Genomic DNA, 17879 nt, shown 5'->3' with positions numbered 1-17879 from the left:
GAAGGTTTCCGGCGATGCCGAACGAAGAGAAGCTCGTTGAGTACCTGAAGTGGGTCACGGCTGACCTGCACGAAACGCGTCAACGGCTGGAGGAGGTCGAGTCCGGGCGCCACGAGCCGATCGCGATCGTCGGCATCGCGTGCCGCTTCCCGGGCGACGTGCGTTCCGCCGAGGACCTGTGGGACCTGGTCTCGGAGGGCCGTGACGCGATCACCGGTTTCCCGACGGACCGCGGCTGGGACCTGGGAACGCTGGCGGGCGGGGACTCCGCGACGTTGCAGGGCGGGTTCCTGTACGACGCGGCGGAGTTCGACCCCGGTTTCTTCGGCATCTCGCCGCGTGAGGCTCTCGCGATGGACCCTCAGCAACGGCTGCTGCTGCAGACCACGTGGGAGGCCATCGAGCGTGCGGGCATCGACCCGGCGTCGTTGCGTGGCAGCGAAACGGGCGTGTTCGTCGGCACGAACGGCCAGGACTACGGACACGTGCTGATCGCGTCGGAGGAGGACGTCGAGGGTCACGCCGGAATGGGCACGGCCGCAAGCGTCATCTCGGGCCGTATCTCGTACACGTTCGGTTTCGAGGGTCCTGCCGTCACCATCGACACGGCGTGTTCTTCTTCTCTCGTCGGGTTGCACCTCGCTGCTGCTGCGCTGCGCAACGGCGAGTGCTCGCTCGCGGTCGCGGGTGGCGTCACGGTCATGGCGACGGCGTCGAACTTCGCCGGCTTCACGCGTCAGGGCGGCCTCGCGGTTTCTGGGCGTTGCAAGGCCTTCTCCGATGACGCCGACGGGACCGGTTGGTCCGAGGGCGTTGGCGTGTTGTTGGTGGAGAAGCTCTCGGACGCACAACGCAACGGACACCCCGTGCTCGCCGTGGTGGTGGGCAGCGCCGTCAACCAAGATGGCGCGTCCAACGGCCTTTCCGCGCCGAACGGCCCCTCGCAACGGCGGGTGATCCAGGCGGCGCTGGCCTCGGCGGGGTTGGCGGCCGACGAGGTGGGCGCGGTCGAGGCGCACGGCACCGGGACCGTGCTGGGTGACCCGATCGAGGCGCAGGCGCTGCTCTCGACCTACGGCGCCGAACGGGCCGAGCCGCTGCGGCTGGGCGCGGTGAAGTCGAACATCGGGCACACGCAGGCGGCCGCGGGCGTGGCGGGCGTGATCAAGATGGTGATGGCGTTGCAGCGGGAGACGCTCCCCCGGACGCTGCACGTGAGCGCGCCGTCGTCGCACGTGGACTGGGCGGCGGGCAACATCGCGCTGCTGACGGAGGCGGAGCCGTGGCCGCGCGGGGAGCAGCCGCGGCGGGCGGGGATCTCGTCGTTCGGCGTGTCGGGGACGAACGCGCACGTGATCATCGAGGAAGCCCCGGAATTGTCAGACCTGCCTGAGATGATTGGGATGGGGGGTGGATCCCCCCAGGGGGCCGGCCAATCGGGATCGATTCCGAACGGCGGGCGGGCATCAACGCCGGGCGACGGACAGACCGCGGCTGCTGACAGCGGGCAGAGCACAGCTCCCACCAACGGACAGAACAAGACGACCGGCGACGGGCAGGGCGCGGTGTGCCCGTTCGGCTTCGGCGCGACCTCCACATCGGCAGACGAGGCTCCTCTGGTCGTGTCCGCGAAGTCCGCGCGCGCTCTGGAAGCGCGAGCCGAGCAGGTCCGCGAACTCATCAAGAGCGGCACGAACCCCGCACACCTCGGCCATTCCCTCCTCACCACCCGCAGCACCGGCTTCGAGCACCGAGCCGTCCTCCTCAACGGCGCCACCCTCGCGAGCGGCCAGACCCAGCGCAAACCGGTAGCCGCTCTCTTCAGCGGCCAGGGCGCCCAACGCCTCGGCATGGGCAAGGACCTCTACGAAACCTCCGACACCTTCCGCACCGCGTTCGACAACGTCGCCCAACACCTCGACGTGGACCTCGACGACGCCATGTGGGGCACGAACGAGGACGCGCTCAACCAGACCGGCACCACCCAGCCGGCACTGTTCGCCCTGCAGGTGGCCCTCTACCGGCTTCTGGAGAGCTACGGCTTCAAACCCGACCACGTCGCCGGCCACTCCATCGGCGAGATCGCGGCGGCGCACGTCGCCGGCGTCCTCAGCCTCGAAGACGCCGCCACTCTCGTGCAAGAACGCGCACGCCTCATGCAGGCCCTACCGCAGAACGGCGCGATGTTCGCCGTCAAGGCGACGGAAGCGGAAGTCAGGAAGCACCTCACCGCACAGGTCGACATCGCCGCCATCAACGGCCCCAACGACATCGTCATCGCCGGCGAAGAAGAACCAACGAAGACCATCGCGCAGAACTGGGAGCACAAGCAGCTGCGGGTCAGCCACGCCTTCCACTCCCCGCTGATGGAGCCGATGCTCGGAGCCTTCCGCAACGCCATCAAGCACATCACCTTCACCAAGCCGCGCATCAACATCCACACCAGCGGCGACGTCACGACCATCGACTACTGGGTCAGCCACGTCCGCGACACGGTCCGCTTCACCGACAACATCAACACAATCGGCGAGGCCACGTTCATCGAGATCGGCCCGACCGGAGTGCTCAGCGCACTGGTCGACGGCTGCATCCCCACGCTGCGCAAGGACAAACCCGAACCGGCGGCGGTCCTCACCGCGCTCGCGAAGCTCTACGTCAGCGGCGTGAACGTCAACTGGCAGAGGTTCTACCCCCGCGGCAACAAGATCGCGCTGCCCACCTACCCGTTCGACACACAGCGGTTCTGGCCCAGGGGCGGTACAGCACCAACAGGACCGGCCAAGTCCCAGCCCGCCCTGCACGAACTGCACTGGGTCGACGCCACCGTCACCGCGAGCCCCATCGCGGCGGCCAGGTGGGCGATCATCGGCGGGGACGAGTTCGACCTCGCGCACGTCCTCTACAGCGCCGGGCAGACCGTCACCGGATACGGGGAGACGCTCGCCGAGGCCGCGAAATCCACCAAGCCCGACGTGTTCATCGTGGCGGTCAGCGGTGACGGAACACCAACAAGTACCCACGCACAGACTCAGCGCGTCCTCGCGATCCTCCAAGAGGCCAACGACTACAGCGCGCACATCGTGTTCGTCAGCGGGGAGAACGACCTCACCGCGGCGGCCACGGCAGGTCTCGTGCGCAGCGCGCAGATGGAGAACCCGGGAAGGTTCCTGCTGTTCGACACCGACGGGCTGGACGTTTCCGGCGCGTTGCTGCCCAAGCTGGTGGCGTGGGACGAGCCGCACGTGCGGGTCCGCAATGGACAGACGACGGTGCCACGACTGAAGGAAGCCCAGAAGACCGAAGGCAACCACGAGTGGGACCAGGACAAGACGGTCCTGATCACCGGCGGCACCGGCGGCCTTGGTGCCGAGTTGGCGAAACACCTCGTCACCAGGCACAACGTCAAGCACCTGCTGCTCGCCAGCCGGAGAGGCGAGGAGTCGCCCAAGGCCACCGCACTGCGCCAGGAACTCGAAGCACAGGGCGCGACGGTCACGATCGCGGCGGCCGACGTCTCGAAGGCCGACGACGTCACCGGTCTCCTCAGCGCGGCACAGAAACCCTTGCAGGCCATCATCCACACGGCCGGCGTGCTGGAGGACGCGCTGATCGACGCGCTCACCCCGGACAGCGTCACGAACGTCCTCACGCCCAAGGTCGACGCGGCCTGGCACCTGCGCAACGCCACGGACGTCCAACTGATCCTCTACAGCTCCGTGTCGGGCGTGATGGGTGCGGCGGGGCAGGGCAACTACGCGGCCGCCAACTCCTACCTCGACGCCCTCGCCCAGAGCACCGAGAACACCATCAGCCTCGCCTGGGGACCGTGGGCGCAGGACTCCGGCATGACGGCCGGGCTCAGCCAGGCCGCGATGGACCGGATGCAACGGTCGGGCATGCCGCCGCTGGCCGTCGAGCAGGGCCTCGCGTTGTTCGACGCCGCACTCGCGCACCGCACACCCCTGCTGGTCCCGATCCACGTCGCCGCCCAGCGAGGCCCTGTCTCCAAACTCCTGGGAGGCAACGCAGAACAGCCGCAGGAGAAAGCCGCCGTCACGGTGTTGGACCGGCTGCGCAACGCCACACCCCAGGATCGCGAGGGAATGGTCCGCGACCTGGTCACCGGCACCAGCGCGGCACTCCTCGGCCACCCGGACCCGAGCGCGGTCGACCCGCAGAAGGACTTCCTCGAACTCGGCTTCGACAGCCTCATCGCCGTCGAACTGCGCAACCAGCTCAACGAACTCCTCAGCCTCAAGCTCGCCGGATCAGTCGTCTTCGACCACAAGACCCCGGCGAACCTGGCCCAGCACCTCGTCACCGAGCTCGGCACCCTCCACAGTGGAGGAACCAGCGCGACCGGCCTCGAGGTGGCCGCGGAGGACACGGTGTTCGGGCTCTTCATGGAGGCCGTGACCAAGAACAACGTCGCCGCCGGCCTGCAGATGCTCAAGGGCGTCGCGAACCTGCGCCCGATGTTCTCCTCCCCCGCCGAACTGGACGACCTGCCCGAGGCCGTCACGCTCGCGGACGGGCAGAAGCTGCCCAAGCTCATCTGCATCAGCGCACCCGGCGCGACGGCGGGCGTGCACATGTACGCGCGGCTCGCGGCTCACCTGCGAGGCAAACGGCAGGTCAGCGCACTCCCGCTGATCGGGTTCGGCTCAGGCGAACCACTTCCGAAGGACGCCGCCGCGGTCAACCGGTGGGTCGCCGAGGCGGTGCTGCACGCGAGCGACGGCGACCCGTTCGTGCTCGTCGGCCACTCCTCCGGCGGCACCCTCGCCTACCTCGCGGCGGGCGTCATCGAGGAGACGTGGGGCATCAAACCGGACGGCGTGATCATGCTCGACACGCTGAGCCTCAACTACGACAACCGCGAGGGCATGGACTTCGAGTCCGTCACCAGCAACTACTTCAACACGATGGACTCCCCCGCGGTCAACATGAACAGCGCGCGCCTGTCCGCCATGGCGCACTGGTTCCCGCGCATCATCGACACCGGCATCCACACGACCGTGCCGAAACTGCTGGTCCGGTGCGCGAACGAGGTCAGGGGAACGGATCTGGTGACCACGAACCAGGACGTCTCGGTGCCCGCCGACGACATCCGGCTCGTGGCCACCGACCACATGGCGATGGTGAAGGAGGACGCCCACCTCACCGCCGAGGTGATGGAGGACTGGCTCAAGGCCTTCCGCCCCGTCACGTCCTGACGAGCAGGGCCTTCTCGAACGGCAGCGGCCCGGCCGGCGGGACCGTCACGTCGAACAACGGCGTGTAGCCCGCCGCCAGGTACAGCCCGCGTGCCTCCGGCTGGCGCGGGCCGGTGGTCAGGTAGAGGCGCCGGTAGCCGAGCCGGACCGACTCGGCCTCCAGCACCGACAGCACCTGCCGGGCCAGGCCCTGGCGGCGGTACGACGAGTGGGTCCAGATCCGCTTCAGCTCCGCGGTCTCCGAGTCGTACCGCCGGAACGCGCCGCCCGCCACGGCGGTTCCGCCCCGCAGCAACACCATCAGCCGTCCGTCAGGCGGTGTCAGCGACTCGTCCGGGAACCGTTCCATCCGCTCCCGAGCCGCCTGTCCGTACCTGCTCACGTACTCCTGCAACAACTCCGCCATCATCCCGGCGACCTCGGGAGCGTCCGGCCGAGTCCAGACGACCTCGTCGGTCATCCGGCGCGCCGGTCCGCCAGCCGCACGACGTTCGGCGAGCGCTCCACCCGGACCCGGCTGCTCGACGCGACCAGATAGCCGACGCCGCGCACGGTCTGGATCACGTCCGAAGCGTCGGCCAGCTTCTGCCGGATCCGCCGCACGTGCACGTCGACCGTGCGGGCACCGCTGTAGTCGTCGTTGACGCCCCAGACCGCCGCCAGCAGGTCACGACGGCGATGCACCCGGTCGGTGTGCTCGCACAGGTGCAGCAGCAGCTCGAACTCCAGCCGCGTCGTCTCGACCACCACGTCGTGCACCAGCACCTGCCGCGTGTCCGGCAGGATCCGGACGTCCACCGCCTCGACCGCCGCCTGGGCCGCGGGCATCAGGCCCACGTCGTTCAACGCGCCGAGGAGCCGCAGCGCGGTGTCCTCGTCGTCAGTGTCGATGGTGATGCTGAACCTCATGACGCACCTCCCTGCTCAGCTCTTCGGCAGACCCTGCGGGTTGATCTCGGACGTCGGCACGGCCTCGTCGGACAGGCCCCAGCGCTGGAGCACCTCGGCGTACTTGCCGTTGGCGATCAACTGGTTCAGCGCCTCCTGGACCGGGCCCACCAGCCCGCTGTCCTTCTTCGTGGTCACGGCGATCTTGCCCTGGACGCTGGCGCCGCCGGAGAAGTTGCCGATCACCTCGGTCTGCCCGGACGTCGCCGCGTGGTACGCGGAGGTCGGGTTCGGGCCGAGGTAGGCGTCGATGCGGCCGGACTGCAGCGCGAGGTAGTAGTCCGACGAGTTCTGGAAGTACTTGATGTCCGTGGCCTTCAGTCCCGCCGCCACGTTCTGGGTGCTCCAGTCGACCAGGATCTTCTCCTGGTTGGTGCCCGACGTCACGGCGATCACCTTGCCCGCCACGTCCTTGGGCTCCTTCACCTTCCAGGTGCCGCCCTTCTTCGCCTCGAACGCCAGCGTGTCGAGCCGGTAGGTGGCGAAGTCGTACTTCTCCTTGCGCGCCTCGGTCACGGTGATGTTCGACAGGCCGAGGTCGTAGGCGCCGCTGTCCAGGCCGACGAACAGGTTCTCCCAGGACGAGACCTCCAGCTTGGGCTTGAGGCCCAGCACGTCGGCGACCAGCGACGCGATGTCGGTCTCGACGCCGATCACGGTCTTGTCGTCGGTGGCGTAGAACCGCAGAGGTGGTGCTGTGCCGGCGGATCCGCCGATCGTCAGCTCCCCCTTGGTTCTGAACTTCTCCGGCACCTTCGACGCGATCTTGTCGTCCTTGGTGGCGGTGACCCTCTTCTGGTCGGGACCGAGGTTCACGCTCAGGCCCGCGACCTCGACGGGCTCTTCGCCACCGGCGGTGCCACACGCCGCCAGACCGAACACCAACGCGGCGAGAAGTACTTTGCGCACAACGAACTCCTTCTACAGAACCTTGGACAGGAAAGCGCGGGTGCGCTCGTGGACCGGGTGATCGAGCACCTGCTCCGGTGTTCCCTCTTCGACGATCACGCCGTCGTCCATGAACACGATCCGGTCGGCCACCTCGCGGGCGAAGCCGATCTCGTGCGTGACCACGACCATCGTGGTGCCGGAACGGGCGAGGTCCCGCAGCACGTCGAGCACCTCGCCGACCAGTTCCGGGTCCAGCGCCGAGGTCGGTTCGTCGAACAGCACGACCTTCGGTCGCGTGGCCAGGGCTCGTGCGATCGCGACGCGTTGCTGCTGACCGCCGGAGAGCTGCCGGGGATACGCGTCCGCCTTGTCCACCAGCCCGACCCGTTCGAGGAAGTGCCGGGCCTGCACCGGATCGGCGACCTCCGCGATGTTCTCCAACGCGGTGAGGTGCGGGAACAGGTTGAAGTTCTGGAAGACGAACCCGATGTCCTTGCGCTGCTTGAGGATCTCGCGTTCCTTGAGCTCGTGCAGCTTCCCGCCGCGCCGCTGGTAGCCGATCAGCGCGCCGTCGATGGTGATGAACCCGCGGTCGACCTTCTCCAGGTGGTTGATCGTGCGCAGCAGCGTCGACTTGCCGGAGCCGGACGGCCCGAGCACCACCACGACCTCACCGGCCGCGACGTTCAACGACACCCCGCGCAGCACCTCAAGTGAGCCGAAGCTCTTGTGCACGCCCAAAACCTCGATCACCGGCGGTCTCCTCGCGCGAAGTAGCGCTCGACGTAGTGCTGGCCGATCGAGAGCAGGGTGGTCAGGATGATGTACCAGACGGTCGCGACCATCAGCAGCGCCACGACCCGTGCGTTGCGGCCGTAGATGACCTGCACCTGGTAGAAGAGCTCGCCGATCGCCATCACCGAGACGACCGAGGTGCCCTTGAACAGGCTGATCACCTCGTTGGCGGCGTTGGGCAGGATCGATCGCATCGCCTGAGGCAGAACGATTCTGCGGAACTGGCGGAACCTCGGGATACCCAAAGCGGCTGCTGCTTCCAGCTGCCCGCGGTCGACGGAGATCACGCCGGACCGGACGATCTCCGCCGCGTAGGCGGCCTGGTGCAACGCGAGGCCGAGCACGGCGGCGCCCATCGGGCTGATCAGCGCGATCGTCTCGAAGCTGACGAACTCCGGCCCGAACGGAATTCCGAGCGAAAGCCGTTGGTACAGATAAGAGATGTTGAACCAGAACAGCAGCTGCACGATCAACGGGATCGAGCGGAACGCCCAGATGTAGGTCCAGCCGACCGCCGAGAGGAACGGGCTCTTCGACAGGCGCAGCACCGCGACCACGATGCCGAGCGCGAAGCCCAGCACGGTGCCGAGCACGGTCAGCACGATGGTGGTGCCGACGGCGGTCAGGATCGACTGGGCGGTGAAGTACCGCGCGAACGTCGGCCAGTCCCAGGCGGGGTTCGTGACCAGGCCGTGCACGAACTGCGCGGCGAGCACCAGCACGAACGCGACTCCGACCCAGCGCCACGGGTGGCGGGCCGGCACGACGGGTAACGAGGAGAGATCATCGTCCTTTGTGGACACAAGCGTCAGCGTGCCGGAAGAGGTCATGGCGAGTCCTTGCTGCGGCGGGGAACGTGAGACGAGCGAGAAGAGTCAGCTCGTACAACAGTCGATGCGACAGCGGGAGGACAGGATCAACGCGGCGGCGCCGTTCATCCTGTCCTCCCTTCCCTGCGCTCTTGAGGAGAGCACTCACTCAACGACGCTCACGTTAAGTACCGATGAACCACTCCGGCAAGGACGTCCACGTGCTGAACAACTATCGGATACCGAGATGATCCCTCAGCGTCGGACCTGAGTACTCGGACCGGAAAACGCCGCGCTCCTGCAGCAGCGGCACGACGGTGTCCGCGAACTCGTCGAGCCCGCCCGGCGTCACGTGCGGCACGAGGATGAACCCGTCGGCCGCGTCCTGCTGCACCAGGTCGTTGATCTGCGTGGCGACGCTGTCCGCCGAGCCGATGAACGTCTGCCGGGCGCTCACGTCGATCACGAGGTCGCGGATGGACAGGTTCTTGGCAGCGGCCTTGTCACGCCACTCCCGCACCGTGGTGGCCGGGTCCTTGAACATCCGCACGCTCGCCCGGCCCTTCGCGATCGTGTTCTCGCCGATCAACGGCTCCACGTCGGGCAGCGGGCCGTCCGGGTCGTAGCCGCTGAGGTCCCGGTTCCACACCTGCTCCAGGAACCGGATCGCGGTCGCCCCGCTGACCTGCTGGCGTCGCACGACCGCGGCCTTCTCCTGCGCGTCCGCGTCCGTGTCGCCGAGGATGAACGTGGCTGCGGGCAACACCACGAGCTGGTCGTGCGTGCGACCGTACTTGGCCAGCCTGCCCTTCACGTCGCCGTAGAACTTCTGACCCGCCTCCAGCGTGCCGTGCCGCGAGAAGATCGCGTCGGCGGTGGCGGCGGCGAACTCGCGCCCCTCCTCGGAATCGCCTGCCTGAAGGATCACCGGACGTCCCTGCGGCGAACGGGGAACACCGAACGTGCCGCTGATGTCGAAGTGCTCGTCCTTGTGCTCGAAGGCGCCCACGCCGGTGTCGAACAGCTTCCACGCCGTGCGCAGGAACGACTCCGCGCGGGTGTACCGGTCCTCCTGCTTGAGGAAACCACCGCGCCGGAAGTTCTCGCCGGTGAACGCGTCCCACGAGGTCACGACGTTCCAGGCGGCACGGCCGTCCGACAGGTGGTCCAAAGACGCGAACTGCCGGGCCACCTCGTAGGGTTCGTTGAAGGTCGAGTTGATCGTGCCCGCGAGGCCGAGGCGCGAGGTGACGGCGGCCAGCGCGGCGAGCACGGTGAACGTGTCCGGCCGGCCGACGACGTCCAGGTCGTAGATCTCGCCGCCCTGCTCGCGCAGCCGCAATCCCTCCGCGAGGAAGAAGAAGTCGAACTTCGCCCGTTCGGCCGTCTGTGCCAAGTGGACGAACGACTCGAACTCGATGTGACTGCCCGCCTGCGGATCGCTCCACACGGTCGTGTTGTTCACGCCGGGGAAGTGCGCGGCGAGGTGGATCTGCTTGGTCATCTCGCGCTCCCTCTAGGCGAACTGGTTGGCGGGCCGGGCGAGGCCGAGGTGGCCGCGCAACGTCCTGTGCTCGTACTCGGTGCGGAACAGCCCGCTCCGGCGCAGTTCCGGCACGAGCTCGCGGGTGATCTGCCGGAGATCGCCGTGCAGGCGGAAACCCGCGAACCCCTCGGAGTGCCAGGCGACCAGCTGCTCCAGCGGGGTGGACACGTCGACATCTCGGAACACGAGCCTGTCGGTGGCCGAGACTTCGTCGGCGAACACGATGTCCCCCAACGGGTGCGAGGCCGCGATCAGGGGATGGCCCTGTGGCGGGCGCGGCGTGATCGACGGCCCGCGCACCTTGAACCACCGGCCCTCGAAGTCGATGTAGTGCAGCTTCTCGCGGTCGATGAACCGCCCGGTGGCCTCGTCGCGGATCTCCGCGTCGTCCTCCCAGCTGTCCCACAGCCGGCGCAGGACCTCCGCGTAGTCCGCCGCCTCCTCCCACAACTCGGGCTCGGCGCCGACCGAACGACGCCCGAAGTGCCCGGCGTCGGCGGGATCGGGCGCCACGGCCAGCTGAACGCCCGCCCGTCCCCCGCTCACGTAGTCGAGCGTCGCGATCGCCTTCGACAGGTGGAACGGTTCGGTGTGCGTCACCACCGCCGTCGGCACCAGGCCGACGTGCGTGGTCAGCGGCGCGATGCGCGCGGCGGTGAGCACCGCGTCCAGCCCCGGCTGCCCGCCGAGCGAGTCGCCGAACGTCACGAAGTCGAGCGTGCCGTGCTCGGCCTCGCGCACGAGCTCGGCCCAATGCCTTGCGGTGAAAGCCTCTTCGCCGGTCGCGTGGAGCGCGGCGGCCAGGTGCAGTCGTGTGCCCACCGGTCCCCCTCTCATCGTTTACTCGCATTCTGTGCGCGCGGAAGGGGCTCGTGCCGGGGCGGCCACTGGGTGGGAATCTCGGCCGCCGGGGGAATATTTTTCGGGCTTGCGGATTGCGAGGAGTTGGTGTCACGATCTTCCGCATGACGACTCGAAAGGGCGTGCGCGCCCTCGCGCTGTGAGCGCACCGAGCGGGCTTGAGACCCGCTCCCCCGATCGTTCCCCGCTCCGCGAAGACTGGCTCGCCCACGCGCTGAGCACCGCACCCGCTGATCGTCCGGCGGCCGAAGAGGCCGTGGGCCTGCTCTACGCGGCCACCGGCAGGCCACCACCGGAGTTCGTCTGGGTGCGTTCCCCCACCGAAGCGGCGACTGTGTTGCCCGCCAAGGACATCTTCCGCTATCGCGACGACTGGCAGACCGTCGAGGCGCAGATCGCCGCGCTGGTCTCGGACCTGCGGCACCGCGGCGACTGGCAGGGCGCCCCGAGCCGCCGGGGCGGAGAGCTGCGCCGAATCGTCCGCGACAGCCTCATCCCGGCGGTCAACTCCACGATGCCGGGCTCGCTCGGCATCGGCTGGGCCGGTCAGCACGAAGCCGACTGGCTGGCGGACCTCCGCCCGCGTGACCGGGCACTGCTCGGCGAGTGGGTGACCCTCACCCGGTCGACCGGGTGGTGGTGGCCGCGCGAGGAAGTCTGCGTGATGTCCGATCGCCCGACGGCGGTGCACGTGGACGCGAACTCGTTGCTGCACAACGAAAAGGGCCCTGCCATCGCGTTCGCCGACGGTACGCACGCCTACGCGTGGCACGGCACGACCGTGCCGAGGTGGGTGATCGAGGAGCCGGACGTCGTCCGGATCATGACCGAACGCCGCCTGGAGCTGCGTTTCGCCGCCGCCGAACGCCTCGGCTGGGAGACCTACGTCGACCAGGCCACGCCGCCGTTGATCGCCACCGCGCCCGACCCCGGCAACCCCGGCCACGACCTGCGCCTCTACGACCTGTGGGGCCAGGTCAACCTGCTGCTCGTCGTCAACGGCTCGGTCGAGCGCGACGGCACCCGGCGCCGTTACGGCCTGCGGACGCACCGCTGGCAGCGCGACCCGCTCGACGCCGCGGCCACGACCTACGGGTTGCGGGCCGACCAGTACGCCCAACTCCTACGACGCACCTAAAACACACATGAATCTCGCAGAACTCGTCGACCGCACCAGCGTCGACGCGCTCGACCACCTCGAGCGACAGTCCACCATCCCCGTCGTCGACGGCCTGCAGGCCCAGGGCGACCTGATCGTCATCCCGTTCTCGATGCTCGACGCGCTGCCGGACGACGTCGCCGACCGCGACGTGCCCCCGGAGGGCGTCCACCTCATCGCCGGCTTCCACGGCGCCAACCCGCACGTCCTGGTCGCGGATCCCGGCACCTGCCGCTGGTCCACCGGCCGGGACCTGGCCGTCGTCGAGAACACCGCTCCCGTCTACCTCCTGCACCCCGAACACGGCGGAACCGGCATCGCCGCGGGCCGGTGGCTGATCCGCCGGCAGTGGACGGCCGCCGGTCTGGTCGCCGACTGAGAAAGGGTTGCCTTGACGTGCGCGTCAAGGTTTAGCGTTCCGTTCATGAGGATCGGCGAACTGGCCAAGCGAGCCGGCACCACCACCCGTGCGCTGCGCTTCTACGAGTCCGAGGGGCTCCTCGAAGCGCAGCGCACGCCCAACGGCTACCGCGAGTACGGCGAGCACGACCTGCGGCTGGTTCGCGAGATCCAGTCGCTGCAGGCGGTCGGACTGTCCCTGGAGGACACCCGGCCGTTCGTCGCCTGCCTGCGCGCGGGGCACGAGTCGGGTGACTCGTGCCCGGACTCGCGGGAGGTCTACCGGCGCAAGCTCGCCGAGGTGGACGCCTGCCTGGACCGACTCAACACCGTCCGGGAGTTCCTGCTGGCCAGACTCGCCTTCCAGGACCCGTGTCTCGTACCCGAGGAGATCCAGTGCAGCTGACCGACGCCACGTTCGAGGAGAAGACCCGGACCGGCACCGTTCTCGTGGAGTTCTGGGCGCAGTGGTGCGGACCGTGCCACATGCTCTCCCCCGTGCTGGACGAGATCGACCGCGAGCGCGACGACCTGACCGTGCTCAAGATCAACGCCGACGAGAACACCGCCACCGCCCGCGACTACCAGGTCATGTCGCTGCCGACGATGCTGCTGTTCCGCGACGGCGTGCCGATCCGCCAGATCGTGGGAGCGCGCCCCAAGGGCCGTCTGCTGGCCGAATTGGATGACGCGCTCAGCGCCTGAGCCGCCTATCTTTTAGCGCATGCTCGGTCTCGAACTCGTAGTGGTGCTGGGCGTGTGCATCCTGGCGAGCAGTGTCGTGTCGGGACGGTTGCGCGTCGCCGCCCCCGTTCTACTGGTCGTCTGCGGTGCCGTGCTCGGCTTCGTGCCCGCGCTGGAGAAGGTCAGCCTGCCGCCCGAGGCGATGCTGCTGATCTTCCTGCCGGCGTTGCTGTACTGGGAGAGCCTCAACACGTCGTTGCGGGAGATCCGCAACAACCTGCGCGTGGTCGTGCTGCTCAGCACGCTGCTCGTTCTCGCCACCGCCGCCGCGGTGGCCGCCGTCGCCCACGCGCTCGGCCTCGACTGGGGTCCCGCGTGGGTGCTCGGCGCCGCCCTGGCCCCCACCGACGCGACCGCCGTCTCGGCCATCGCGCGGGGAATGCCCCGCCGCACCACGACGGTCCTGCGCGCGGAGTCGTTGATCAACGACGGCACCGCCCTCGTGATCTACGCGATCGCGGTCGCCATCACGACCGGCGAGCAGCAGTTCAGCACCGGGATGGTCGGGCTTCAGCTGGTGCTGTCGTACGCGGGCGGTGCGGCGGCCGGGTTGCTGGTGGCGTGGCTGGCGGTGCAGGTGCGCAAGCGGCTCGACAGTCCGTTGCACGAGAGCGTGGTCAGCATCCTGACGCCGTTCGCGGCGTTCCTGGCCGCCGAGACCGTACACGGCTCCGGTGTCATCGCCGTGGTGACGTGCGGCCTGACGTTGGCGCGGGTCGGTCCACGGATCGTGCGTGCCGACACCCGCCAGGTGAGCTACGCGTTCTGGGGCATCGCGACGTTCTTGCTGAACGGTGCCCTGTTCGTCCTGATCGGACTCCAGGCGCACAGCGCCATCCGCTCGCTGGACGGTTCGGAGACCCTCGCGACGTTCGGCGCCATCGGGCTGGTCTCGCTGACCGTGGCCGGGACGCGCCTGTTGTGGAGCTACACGACTCCGTACGTGATTCGCGCTTTGGATCGCCGGCCCCAGCAACGGTTGCGGCGCGTGGGAGCCCGGCAAAGGCTGGTGTCGTCGGCCGCGGGGTTCCGCGGCGCGGTGTCGCTGGCCGCCGCCCTGGCCGTGCCCGAGACGGTGGTGGGTGGCGGGCCGTTCCCGTTCCGGGACGAGATCATCCTCATCACGTCCGGCGTCGTCGTGCTGACCCTGATCGTGCAGGCGGTGATGTTGCCCTCGATCATCCGGTTCTCGCAGCTGCCCGAGGACACGGCGCTGGACGAGGAGCTGCGGCTCGCCCAGTCGACGGCGTCCGAGGAGGCCTACGAGGCGCTGCCGCGGCTGGCCGACGAGGTGGGCGTCTCCGACGTCGTCTACAAGCGGGTGCTGGCCGAGTACGAGCACCACTTGGAGGTCGTGCGGGCGAAGGAGGCCGGTGACGAGGAGGTGGCGCAGTCCGAGGTCGAGTACGCGGCGCTGCGGCTGGAGCTGATCGCGCACAAGCGGGCGACCGTGGTGCGGTTGCGCGACGAGGCCGCGATCGACGACATCGTGTTGCGCACGATCCAGCGGAAGCTCGACGTGGAGGAAGTGCGGTTGTCTCGGCGCGAGGTCGACGAGGACTGATTTTGTAGGGTTGAGCGCATGATCACTCTGCGGGAGCGCGTGCTGGGCCGGATCGCCGATCACCTGTGCGGCCGGCTTCCGGGGCATCCGTTGCGGGTGGCGGTGGACGGGATCACGGCGTCCGGCAAGACGACTCTCGCCCGTGAGCTGACGGCTGCTGTTGCGGCTCGCGGGCGTTCGGCGGCGCACCTGTCGATGGACGGGTTCCACAACCCGCGTGCGGTGAGGCATCGGCTGGGGCGGGACTCGGCTGACGGGTACTACCTGGACGCGTACGACTTCGGGAGCTTTTCCCGGCTGGTGCTGGAGCCGCTCGGGCCCGGCGGGGATCGGCGGTATCGCTCGCGGATCATCGACCTGCGCTCGGACACTCCTCTGGACGAGCCACCGGTGACCGCGCCTGAGGACCTGGTGCTCGTGGTGGACGGGAGCTTCCTGCAGCGGGAACTGGAGTGGGACGAGGTGGTCTTCGTCGACACTCCGTTCGCCGTCGCGCGGGAACGCGGGACTCGCCGGGACACCGAGTTGCTGGGTGGGCTGGAGCACGCCGAACGTGCCTTTGACCAGCGATATCACGCTGCCAGCCGCCGGTATCTGGACGAGGTCGGGCCGGCTGGGCGGGCTTCCGTCGTGGTGGGGAACTCCGACGTCGCGAACCCCGTGCTGCAGCGGATCGGTGGTCCGGCCGACGCCGTGGTGAACCTGTTCTCGTACGGGACGTTGCAGACGCCGCCGGTGCAGATCGAGCACTTCGGGCGGACGCTGGCCGGCAAGGAGGACGTGCTGCCCGGTTATCGGCAGGACTGGGTGACGATCACCGATCCGGCCGTGATCGAGACGAGCGGGAGCGATCGGCACCCGATCGTCTCCTACACCGGCTCGCCGGCGGACGTGACCGCCGGAACGATGCTCGAGGTGACGACCGCGGAGCTCGCGGCGGCCGACATCTACGAGGTCGACGACTACCGGCGAGCGCTCGTGCGGCTCGGATCGGGCGCGGACGCCTGGGTGTACCTGGCTAGCTGAACCTGTTGCGCGCGAAACCCGACCTGGTCTGGCCGAACTTGTTCAGCGCGTACTCGGTGAACGCCTGGTTCCCGCTGTCGCTCCACGCCTGGAACAGGCCGAGGTTCTTGGTGAGGCTGATCAGCTTCAGGAACGTGACCCGGTCGTCGCTGAACTGCGCGGACGGTGCCCGGGAGTGGGCGTGCAGCAACGTGTTCACGTGCCCCTCCAGCCGGCTGCTCGCCGTCTCCCGGTCGTTCTGGTAGAGGTCGTCGAGCGCGTAGAAGGTGATCTCGCTCGTCCACAGCCCGACCGCGTGCGCGAACACGGTCTCGGGGGCGATCGACGTGTCCGCGCCCAGTTCCAGGACGTGCCGGCGGTTGTCCCTTGCCAGCGCGTCGACGTACTGGACGGTCGCCGTGCCGAAACCCGTCCAGTTCGCGGGCGCCTGCACCTCCAGGACGACCCAGTACGTCTCGTCGTAGGCCAGGTCCGGGGCGAAGATGCGGATGCCGTCCTCATCGGTGACCAGGTCGGGCAACGACTCGACGCCGTACTCCTCGCGCGCCCGGTGCTTGGCGACGGCGACGTCCCGCTCGACACGGGCCCGCGTCGGCGCGTCGGTGATCAGGTCGTGGCCGTAGAGGTGCCAGGCGGTCACGGTGGCGTCGAGCTTGATCTGCAGCTGGATGTTGATCGCGGCCAGGTGCTCGCGCCTCGCCAGGTCCTCCGCGAGGTTGAGCCGGAGGTCCTCCGAATCGGTGACCAGGGCGCAGGACCCGCCGGTGATGCCCGCCAGCGCTTCGAGCTCACGCATGCGCGCGTCGGCGCCGAACCCGAAGCACGACAACGTCAGCTCGCCGCGCGTCTTCTCGGCGATGTTGCGGCGAATGGTGATCCAGTCGCGCACACCCGACGTCGGATCGCCGTCGGAGAACAGGTAGAGGCAGTTGACGATGTCCGTCTGGACGTGCGCGTACCTGGCGATCTCGTCGATGCCGTACTGCACGCCCATGTTGATGTCGGTGGCGCCGTGCGCCCAGAGTTCCGCCACGACGGCAGCGAGTTGCGTCTCCGAGAGGTCCTTCTTCGGCGTGGCCTTGAGCAGCGTTCTGACGTTCGTGTCGAACGACACGATGCCCAAGATGTCCGTATCCCGAAGTTGCGCGTAGAGCTCGCGAATCGCCGTCTTCACCGTGTTGAGCTTGGCGCCCTTCATCGACGAACTCGTGTCGACCACGAACACGAAGTTCACCGGCATCGCCTGCCTCGACGACGATTCATCGGCGGTTTTCGCGGATCGCAGTGCGACTTCCACGAAGTGCGTCGTGTTTTCGTTGGCGCGCAAGTTCGCCTCTGCGGGACATGCGCCGTAGCTCACCGCGATGGCGTTACCGGCGGAGGGCGTGGGAATGCCGGAGGAGTTCGAGGTGACGAAGTCGTCGAACCTGATCTGGGTCTGGTCGATCAGGACGCCCTGCTCGATCAGGTCCTTGATGCCCAGTGTCGCCTTGGTGCCGAAGGCGTTGTTGCGGCGCACGAACAGGCCGCTGCGGGGAAGCGGGTGCTGCCGGTCGGCGAGCGGGAGGTCTGCCGAGGGCCAGTTGCCGATCTTGCCGACGACCCCGGACACGCGGCTCCCTGGTCTGGCACTGACCGGCGTCGCGTCGGAAGCGAGCGGCTCCGCTCGCAGCCTGTTGGACAGCGGCAGGTGCAACTCGGACCGGTCTCTGTGAGGGATCGCCTCACGTGCCTCACGGTGTGCGCTGGCCGGGGCCTGTGCCTCGGTCTGAGGAGAAAAGGCGGTCGTGGGCGCGTCCGTCCTGTGCAGTCGCCTGGCCTTCTCCATTTCATAGCGGCGGTTCAGCGCCGGTCGCTCTGCGGACCGCCGCTCCTTCCAGAGCGGGTCGGCCGGCGGCGAGTCCGGGTCGGGCCGATCCAA

15 protein-coding genes are annotated in these 17879 nt (G+C 68.5%); 7 read left to right on the top strand and 8 right to left on the bottom strand.

Annotation, left to right across the window (positions count from 1 at the left end; genetic code table 11):
* Positions 1-14 precede the first annotated feature (14 nt).
* Positions 15-5216, top strand: a complete 5202-nt coding sequence (locus tag ACH413_RS01630; protein WP_360029680.1) for a type I polyketide synthase — start codon at positions 15-17, stop codon at positions 5214-5216.
* On the opposite strand, the gene ACH413_RS01625 is transcribed toward ACH413_RS01630, so the two are convergent.
* The 7 genes from ACH413_RS01625 to ACH413_RS01595 all read right to left on the bottom strand — a co-directional run bounded on the left by ACH413_RS01625 (position 5206) and on the right by ACH413_RS01595 (position 11027).
* Complete coding sequence (locus tag ACH413_RS01625; RefSeq protein WP_360029679.1) at positions 5206-5676, bottom strand: GNAT family N-acetyltransferase; 471 nt, start codon at positions 5674-5676, stop codon at positions 5206-5208. The two genes, ACH413_RS01630 and ACH413_RS01625, sit on opposite strands and share 11 nt — an antisense overlap.
* A complete protein-coding gene (locus ACH413_RS01620) occupies positions 5673-6125 on the bottom strand; it encodes a winged helix-turn-helix domain-containing protein (RefSeq protein WP_360029678.1) in 453 nt (150 codons plus the stop codon). The genes ACH413_RS01625 and ACH413_RS01620 overlap by 4 nt, the downstream gene beginning before the upstream one ends.
* Positions 6126-6140: 15 nt before the next feature.
* On the bottom strand, positions 6141-7073 hold the full coding sequence (locus ACH413_RS01615) for an ABC transporter substrate-binding protein (RefSeq protein WP_360029677.1): 933 nt from the start codon (positions 7071-7073) through the stop codon (positions 6141-6143).
* Between the two features lie 12 nt (positions 7074-7085).
* Positions 7086-7808: an amino acid ABC transporter ATP-binding protein gene (locus tag ACH413_RS01610; protein WP_360029676.1), complete on the bottom strand. Its 723-nt coding sequence runs from the start codon at positions 7806-7808 to the stop codon at positions 7086-7088.
* On the bottom strand, positions 7805-8680 hold the full coding sequence (locus tag ACH413_RS01605) for an amino acid ABC transporter permease (protein ID WP_360029675.1): 876 nt from the start codon (positions 8678-8680) through the stop codon (positions 7805-7807). The genes ACH413_RS01610 and ACH413_RS01605 overlap by 4 nt, the downstream gene beginning before the upstream one ends.
* A 211-nt stretch (positions 8681-8891) precedes the next feature.
* Positions 8892-10163, bottom strand: coding sequence for an LLM class flavin-dependent oxidoreductase (locus ACH413_RS01600; protein WP_360029674.1), 1272 nt, complete (start codon positions 10161-10163; stop codon positions 8892-8894).
* Between the two features lie 12 nt (positions 10164-10175).
* On the bottom strand, positions 10176-11027 hold the full coding sequence (locus ACH413_RS01595) for an LLM class flavin-dependent oxidoreductase (protein WP_360029672.1): 852 nt from the start codon (positions 11025-11027) through the stop codon (positions 10176-10178).
* A gap of 178 nt (positions 11028-11205) precedes the next feature.
* Here ACH413_RS01595 and ACH413_RS01590 point away from each other — a divergent pair, with 178 nt between their 5' ends.
* The 6 genes from ACH413_RS01590 to ACH413_RS01565 are packed head-to-tail and all read left to right on the top strand — an operon-like array spanning position 11206 to position 15958.
* Entirely contained in the window at positions 11206-12204 is a 999-nt protein-coding gene (locus ACH413_RS01590; RefSeq protein WP_360029671.1) for a DUF6745 domain-containing protein, read from the top strand.
* A 7-nt stretch (positions 12205-12211) separates the two neighbouring features.
* A complete protein-coding gene (locus ACH413_RS01585; RefSeq protein WP_360029669.1) occupies positions 12212-12604 on the top strand; it encodes a hypothetical protein in 393 nt (130 codons plus the stop codon).
* 45 nt (positions 12605-12649) lie between these two features.
* Entirely contained in the window at positions 12650-13030 is a 381-nt protein-coding gene (locus tag ACH413_RS01580) for a MerR family transcriptional regulator (protein WP_360029667.1), read from the top strand.
* Positions 13021-13329, top strand: a complete 309-nt coding sequence (trxA, locus tag ACH413_RS01575) for a thioredoxin (protein ID WP_360029666.1) — start codon at positions 13021-13023, stop codon at positions 13327-13329. The genes ACH413_RS01580 and trxA overlap by 10 nt, the downstream gene beginning before the upstream one ends.
* 19 nt (positions 13330-13348) lie before the next feature.
* Positions 13349-14932, top strand: coding sequence for a Na+/H+ antiporter (locus tag ACH413_RS01570; protein ID WP_360029665.1), 1584 nt, complete (start codon positions 13349-13351; stop codon positions 14930-14932).
* Between the two features lie 18 nt (positions 14933-14950).
* Positions 14951-15958: a gamma-glutamylcyclotransferase gene (locus ACH413_RS01565; RefSeq protein ID WP_360029664.1), complete on the top strand. Its 1008-nt coding sequence runs from the start codon at positions 14951-14953 to the stop codon at positions 15956-15958.
* On the opposite strand, the gene ACH413_RS01560 is transcribed toward ACH413_RS01565, so the two are convergent.
* Complete coding sequence (locus tag ACH413_RS01560) at positions 15951-17570, bottom strand: VWA domain-containing protein (RefSeq protein WP_360029663.1); 1620 nt, start codon at positions 17568-17570, stop codon at positions 15951-15953. The genes ACH413_RS01565 and ACH413_RS01560 overlap by 8 nt on opposite strands.
* Positions 17571-17879 lie beyond the last annotated feature (309 nt).

The sequence above is a fragment of the Lentzea sp. NPDC020367 genome (assembly GCF_044387305.1).
Taxonomy (GTDB): domain Bacteria; phylum Actinomycetota; class Actinomycetes; order Mycobacteriales; family Pseudonocardiaceae; genus Lentzea.
The sequence above is the reverse complement of the archived record's forward strand: the minus strand, read 5'-3'. Positions and strand labels throughout refer to the sequence as shown.